Below are 6,466 nucleotides of genomic sequence, written 5' to 3'. Positions count from 1 at the left end.
CCACGTGCCCGTCGGCTCACGCCACCGCGAGCCAGGGGACGGGGGCGGCGGCAGCCGGGCACCCGAAGCGAGCGGTGCCGCCCGACGTCACTTCGAGTGCTTGTGGTTCGTCCCCGGGTAGACGGCGTCCACCTCGACCTCGACGAGCCACCCGTTGACCGGAAGGTTCTCGATCTCGAGCGCGAAACGCGAGGGACGCGCCTCGTTGACGACCATCGGCTTGGTCGTCACGGAGCCGAGCTGGACGTCGAGCGTCGCGCCCGTCGCGAGGTTCGTGTTGGCGAAGAACTGCCGGTACGCCCGGTTCCACCCGGCGAAGTCCATCTTCGCCTCGCCCTCGGGGTTCTGGAGGAAGACCCGCATCGAGACGACGTCCTCGTAGGACAGCCCGGCCTTCGTGAGGTTCTCACCGATGCGCATGAGGACGTTGATGCCCTGGGCCTCGGTGAGGGTGACCCCGGCCGGCAGCTGGCCTCCCGGGAAGACGTCGGTCGGGATGTACCGGGCCTCGGCGGACACGCCGGGGGCCGTGTTCATCGCCGACGGACCGAGTCCCGAGGACTTGTACCAGGAGACGTTCTTGCCGATCGCGACGCCGTCGGCGATCGAGGCGGTGTCCCCCGTGATGAACGAGACGGCCTCGGTCGGCGCGGGCTCGAAGAGGTTGGCCTTCGCGTAGGCGGTGCCCGGGACGGCGACGGCTGCGGTCACGACGACCGCGGCGACGATCTTGACGCTGTTCTTCATGAGGACCTCCAGTGGCGGTGCAGCGCGCGGAGCGCCTGGCACGTGTCGGTCCGGTGGGTACCGGATGGCGAGGACCGTAGTGAGGTGCCGTTTCGGCGCGATGAACGCCGAGGTTCGGGCGGAAGTCGGGCCGATGCCTCGTATCGCCGGATCCGTCTGCAGAGGGCATCCGGCAGGAACCTCGCGAAACAGACTTGTTACCCCCGGCAACTGTCAGGAAACGCCGAGGAACCGTCCAGGGAACCTGGGGCGCCTAGCGTCACGCACGGTGCTGGCGGCGGCACCTGGCGCTCGCGGCCGTGGACCCCGTCCGTCAGACCGACAAGACGAGAGGTAGGGCATCGTGGTCTCAGAAAACGGCTCCTCCGGCGTCTCGCGCCGCAGCTTCCTCCAGGCAGTCGGCGTGGGCTCCAGCGCCGGCGTCATGTTCGCGACGATGGGCGCCGTCGGGCTCGCCCCGACGGCCGCGGCGCAACCGCGGAACGAGTCCTGGACGCCCCCGAGGGGCAGCGACTTCTCGCTGACCGGGCGTTCCGCCAAGAAGGTCGTGGTCGTCGGTGCGGGACCCGCCGGGCTTGCGTCGGCGTACGAGCTGCAGAAGGCCGGCTACCGGGTGACGGTGCTCGAGGCCCGTCACCGGGCGGGTGGCCGGACGCTGACGATACGCAACGGCGACTCCGAGACGGACATCAACGGCGTCAAGCAGACCGCCCGGTTCTCCGACGGCACGTACATGAACGCGGGCGCCGGGCGCATCGCCCAGTGGATGGTGACCATGGACTACCTGCGCGAGCTGGGGGTGCCGTACGAGGTCTTCACCAACGCCAACGCCGACGCCTACCTCTACAACGAGCGCTCGGGCGCCACCCCGGGCAACCCGGTCCGGTACCGCACGGCCAAGGCCGACGTGTTCGGCTACACCTCGGAGCTGCTGAGCATGGCGGCCGACCAGGGCGCGCTCGACCAGAAGCTGACCGCCGCGGACAAGGAGAACCTGCGGTCCTTCCTGCGCAGCTGGGGGTCGCTGACGGCCGACGGGAAGTACCAGGGCGGGAGCAACCGCGGGTACTCGGTCTACCCGACGGCGTGGAACGAGCACGGCACGCCGCTGCCCGGACCGGGCACGGTCTCGGAGGTGCTCGCCTCGAAGGTGGGGCAGTACTTCCCGTTCGAGATCAACTGGGAGCAGTCGATGCTCATGTTCCAGCCCAAGGGCGGCATGGACACGACCTACGAGTACTTCGTGCGCGCCATCGGCAAGCAGAACGTGCTCTTCAGCTCGCCGGTCACCGGGGTCGAGAACACGAGCCGCGGGGTCAAGGTCACCTACACGGCGGCGAACGGCAAGCCTCGCCAGATCGACGCCGACTTCGCGATCGTGTCTGCCCCGGCAGGGCTCATGCGTCGCTGGAGCACCAACTGGGGCCCGGACATCGACGCGGCGCTGGGCGAGTTCGCGGTCGGCTCTCCTGCGGGCAAGATCGGCCTCCAGTACCGGTCGCGCTTCTGGGAGGACGACCACCGCATCTACGGCGGCATCACCGAGACCGACATGGACCTGGCCCACATCTGGTACCCGTCCTACGGGTACGGGGAGCGCAAGGGCCTCGTCGTCGGCTACTACAACACGGGGGCCAACGCGCGGGCCTACGCGGACATGGCGCCCAAGCAGCGTGAGCTGCGCGCGGTCGAGCAGGGCGTCAAGATCCATGGCGAGAAGTACCGGACCGAGCTCGAGAGCTCGTTCTCGATCGCGTGGCACAAGGTGCCGTACATCGAGGGCGCCTGGGCGTACCCGAACACCGAGTCCGCGCGCTTCAAGCAGCTCCAGCAGGGCGCGGGCAACGTGTACTTCGCGGGGGACTGGATGTCCGAGATCTCCGCCTGGCAGCACGGTGCGTTCTGGTCGGCGCGGTACGCCGTGCAGAACCTCCACCAGCGCGTCATGTCGAGCTGATGCGCACGAGGTCCGGGGTCCTCGGGTCGTCCGAGGAGCCCGGACCGGCTGCTCGTCCGGCACGCTCGTCGGCGCCTGGGCACGGGGCGCATCGCCCGTGCCCCGGAGCGCCGGACTCCAGCCCGACCCGGCGTGTTCACCCGTCCGCGGGCGCGAGCGGCGGGCCCTCCAGGACTCGTGGGCGGTACTCGACGATCTGGATGCCGGTGTCGAAGGTGTGGTGCTCGGTCATCTCGAGGGCGACGTCGGGGTACCCGTCGTAGATCCGTTCGGACCCGGTCGCGCCGGTGATCACGGGGAACATCCCGACCCGGAACCGGTCGACGAGCCCGGCCCGCAGCAGCGCCCGTGCCACGCTGAGGCTGCCGATCGTGCTCAGTATGCCGGCCTCCTCGGCCTTCATGGCGCGGACCGCCTCGACCGCGTCGCCGCGCACGAGCGTGGAGTTCGGCCACGTCAGCGGCTCGGGGAGCGTGCTGGAGAAGACCACCTTCCGTGCCGCCGTGAGCTCGTCGACCGACGCCTCCTCGTCGGCAGTGAACTCGTCCGTGCCTTCGGGCATCTGACCGGCCGCGAAGCCCGACATCAGACGATAGGTGGTCGCGCCCATCAGGTACGTGACCTGGGGTTGCTCCTGCAGCCACCCGAGGTACTCAGGGCCTTCGAGCCCCCAGAACCCGGGCCAGCCCTCGCCCGACGCGAAGCCGTCGAGCGAGGTGATGAAGTCGACGAGCAGCTCAGCCATCGGTTCGTCCCCGTCCGTGTCGATCCCTGCGGTGGTGCCGCTCGGCCGCGGCCTGGTCTCACCCTTGAGACGGCGGCACGACCGGAAACTCATCGGTCCGGTGGGGTGCTCACAGCGTCGACGCCTCGAGCGCGTTGCAGTCCTGGAACGTCCCGCCGTCGTAGCCCGTCATGAACCAGCGCTGGCGCTGGTCGCTCGACCCGTGTGTCCACGCCTCGGGGTTCACCGAGCCGGTCGCGGACTGCTGGATGCGGTCGTCGCCCACGGCGGACGCGGCGGAGAGGGCGTCCTTCAGCTGGTCCGGGGTGATCTCCTGCAGGAACGGCACGCCGCGCGTGGCGTCGATGTTCGTCGCGGCGTTCCCGGCCCACATCCCGGCCAGACAGTCGGCCATGAGCTCGATGCGCACCGAGTCGGACTCGGGGCCGGTCCCGGACCGGTCCGCCGACGCCATGACACCGGTGAGCTGCTCGATATGGTGTCCGAACTCGTGCGCCGTGACGTACTCCTCGGCGAGCGGGCCGCCCGAGGACCCGAAGCGGTCGCGCAGCTCGTCGAAGAACGAGACGTCGATGTACACGGTCTGGTCGGGCGGGCAGTAGAAGGGCCCGACCGCACTGGTCGCCGCGCCGCACCCGGTCTGCGTCGAGCCCGTGAAGCTGTAGACCTCCGGGACGACGTACTCGACGCCGACCTGCTGGGGCAGGGCCTCGGACCAGTAGTCGTCGAGCGAGAGCGCGGTGGCCGACAGCCGGCACTCACGCTCGGTGTTGGCCTGCTCGACCGTGCACTCCTCGACGAACTGCTGCTGCGCGGTGTCCTCGGCCCCGGAAGGCTGGACCACCTGGTCGCTCACCGCGCCGAGCACGCTGCCCAGGTCACCACCGTTGAGGAGCGCGACCACGACCGCCACGACCACGGCTGCGATGCCGCCGCCCGCGATCACCGGTCCCTTGCCGCGCCCGCCCTTGCGGACCCGACCACCCTCGAATGAGCCACCCTCGTTGAACGTCACGGGTCAACGCTACTCGTCGCCGCAGGTCACGGCGTCCTGCGGTGCGACGTCGGGCGAGGGCGGCCCGTCGGTGGTACCGGCCCCGACGGCGCCGCCCACCTCGCCCCCGTCCCGCACCCGCCCGCAGCCCGCCCCCGGGCAGGCGGGGGGCCGAGAACGGGCTTGAGGCCGCCACGGCCGCCGGAACGGCCACAACCCCGTTCTCGGCACCCCAGGCGCGACCAGCAGCCCGACTGTGACGGACCAGCCCGCGAAATCCCGTTCCGTCCGCGGGCTCCCGGCACTAGAATCGGTGGCGTTTGTGTCTCGCGCACAGCGCGACCGCGCGAACCCCTACGCCCCCTGAACACCTCACCATCCTGCCGGAGGAACTCTCTGTGATCACTGCCCACGCCGTCGAGCTGCGCGTCGGCGCCCGCGTCCTGCTGGACGAGGCGTCCTTCCGCATCGCAGCCGGAGACCGGATCGGCCTGGTGGGTCGCAACGGAGCGGGCAAGACCACCCTGACGAAGACCCTCGCGGGGGAGACCCAGCCCACGGCCGGGCAGATCGTGCGCACCGGAGACGTCGGCTACCTGCCGCAGGACCCGCGCACGGGCGACCTCGACGTCATCGCCATGGACCGCGTCCTCTCGGCGCGTGGCCTCGACGTGCTGGTCCGCAAGATGCGTGAGACCGAGGGGGAGATGGCGAGCGCCGACGAGGAGACCCACCTCGCCGCGATGGAGCGATACCCCAAGCTCGAGGAGCGCTTCACGGCCGCGGGCGGGTACGCCGCGGAGAGCGAGGCGCAGCGCATCACGTCGAACCTGGGCCTCGACGACCGCATCCTCGCGCAGCCCCTCAAGACCCTCTCGGGTGGCCAGCGCCGACGCATCGAGCTCGCGCGCATCCTGTTCTCGGGCGTCGAGACCCTGCTGCTCGACGAGCCGACCAACCACCTCGACGCCGACTCGATCCTGTGGCTGCGCGACTACCTGAAGAACTACTCGGGCGGGTTCGTGGTCATCAGCCACGACGTCGAGCTGCTCTCGGCGACCGTCAACAAGGTCTTCTACCTCGACGCGACGCGCGGCGTCCTCGACCAGTACAACCTGGGCTACAAGGCGTACCTCGAGCAGCGCGAGACCGACGAGCGCCGCCGTCGCCGTGAGCGCGCCAACGCCGAGAAGAAGGCCGGCACGCTGCTCGCGCAGGCCGAGAAGATGCGCGCCAAGGCCACCAAGGCCGTGGCCGCGCAGAACATGATCAAGCGCGCGGAGCGCATGCTCTCGGGCCTCGAGGGCGAGCGCGTGAACGACAAGGTCGCCAAGCTGCGGTTCCCGACCCCGGCGCCGTGCGGGCGCACGCCCATCACGGCCGAGGGCCTGTCCAAGTCGTACGGCTCGCAGGAGATCTTCGCGGGCGTCGACCTCGCGATCGACCGCGGCAGCCGCGTCGTCGTCCTCGGGCTCAACGGTGCGGGCAAGACGACGCTGCTGCGCATCCTCGCGGGCGTCGAGAAGCCCGACACGGGCGAGGTCATCGCGGGGCACGGGCTCAAGCTGGGCTACTACGCCCAGGAGCACGACACGCTCGACATGGACGTGACGGTCGTCGAGAACCTGCGGCACGCCGCGCCGGACCTCACCGACACCCAGGTCCGCTCGGTCCTCGGTTCGTTCCTGTTCTCCGGCGACGACGCGAACAAGCCGACCAACGTCCTGTCCGGTGGCGAGAAGACGCGCCTCGCGCTCGCGACCATCGTGGTCTCCGGGGCGAACGTGCTGCTCCTCGACGAGCCCACCAACAACCTGGACCCGGCCTCGCGCGCCGAGATCCTCGACGCGCTCAAGAACTACGAGGGCGCGGTCGTCATGGTCACCCACGACGACGGTGCGGTCGAGGCGCTCTCCCCGGAGCGCGTCCTGCTGCTGCCCGACGGCGACGAGGACCTGTGGAACGACTCCTACGCGGAGCTCATCTCCCTGGCCTGAGCCGCTGGAACGACGAACGGCCCGCC

Annotated in this window: 5 protein-coding genes; 2 read left to right on the top strand and 3 right to left on the bottom strand. The window is 70.2% G+C overall.

The genetic code is table 11. The annotated features are described in order from the left end of the window. Positions 1 to 87: 87 nt before the first annotated feature. Positions 88 to 747 carry a Rid family hydrolase gene (locus tag H9652_RS17725; protein WP_191797845.1) on the bottom strand — a complete coding sequence of 220 codons (660 nt, stop codon included), beginning with the start codon at positions 745 to 747 and terminating at the stop codon, positions 88 to 90. A 343-nt stretch (positions 748 to 1,090) separates the two neighbouring features. On the opposite strand from H9652_RS17725, the gene H9652_RS17720 reads away from it, so the two are divergent. After that, complete coding sequence (locus tag H9652_RS17720) at positions 1,091 to 2,704, top strand: flavin monoamine oxidase family protein (RefSeq protein WP_191797843.1); 1,614 nt, start codon at positions 1,091 to 1,093, stop codon at positions 2,702 to 2,704. A gap of 136 nt (positions 2,705 to 2,840) precedes the next feature. Here the strand turns inward: H9652_RS17720 and H9652_RS17715 are convergent, their stop codons facing one another. Together H9652_RS17715 and ypfJ are read right to left on the bottom strand one after the other, a co-directional pair. Beyond that, on the bottom strand, positions 2,841 to 3,449 hold the full coding sequence (locus tag H9652_RS17715) for a dihydrofolate reductase family protein (protein ID WP_191797841.1): 609 nt from the start codon (positions 3,447 to 3,449) through the stop codon (positions 2,841 to 2,843). A 109-nt stretch (positions 3,450 to 3,558) separates the two neighbouring features. After that, entirely contained in the window at positions 3,559 to 4,464 is a 906-nt protein-coding gene (gene ypfJ / locus H9652_RS17710) for a KPN_02809 family neutral zinc metallopeptidase (RefSeq protein ID WP_191797839.1), read from the bottom strand. 377 nt (positions 4,465 to 4,841) lie between these two features. Here ypfJ and H9652_RS17705 point away from each other — a divergent pair, with 377 nt between their 5' ends. Beyond that, positions 4,842 to 6,440 carry an ABC-F family ATP-binding cassette domain-containing protein gene (locus tag H9652_RS17705; protein ID WP_138824646.1) on the top strand — a complete coding sequence of 533 codons (1,599 nt, stop codon included), beginning with the start codon at positions 4,842 to 4,844 and terminating at the stop codon, positions 6,438 to 6,440. Positions 6,441 to 6,466: the final 26 nt, after the last annotated feature.

It is taken from the genome of Oerskovia rustica (assembly GCF_014836555.1).
Lineage (GTDB): Bacteria > Actinomycetota > Actinomycetes > Actinomycetales > Cellulomonadaceae > Oerskovia > Oerskovia rustica.
The sequence above is the reverse complement of the archived record's forward strand: the minus strand, read 5'-3'. Positions and strand labels throughout refer to the sequence as shown.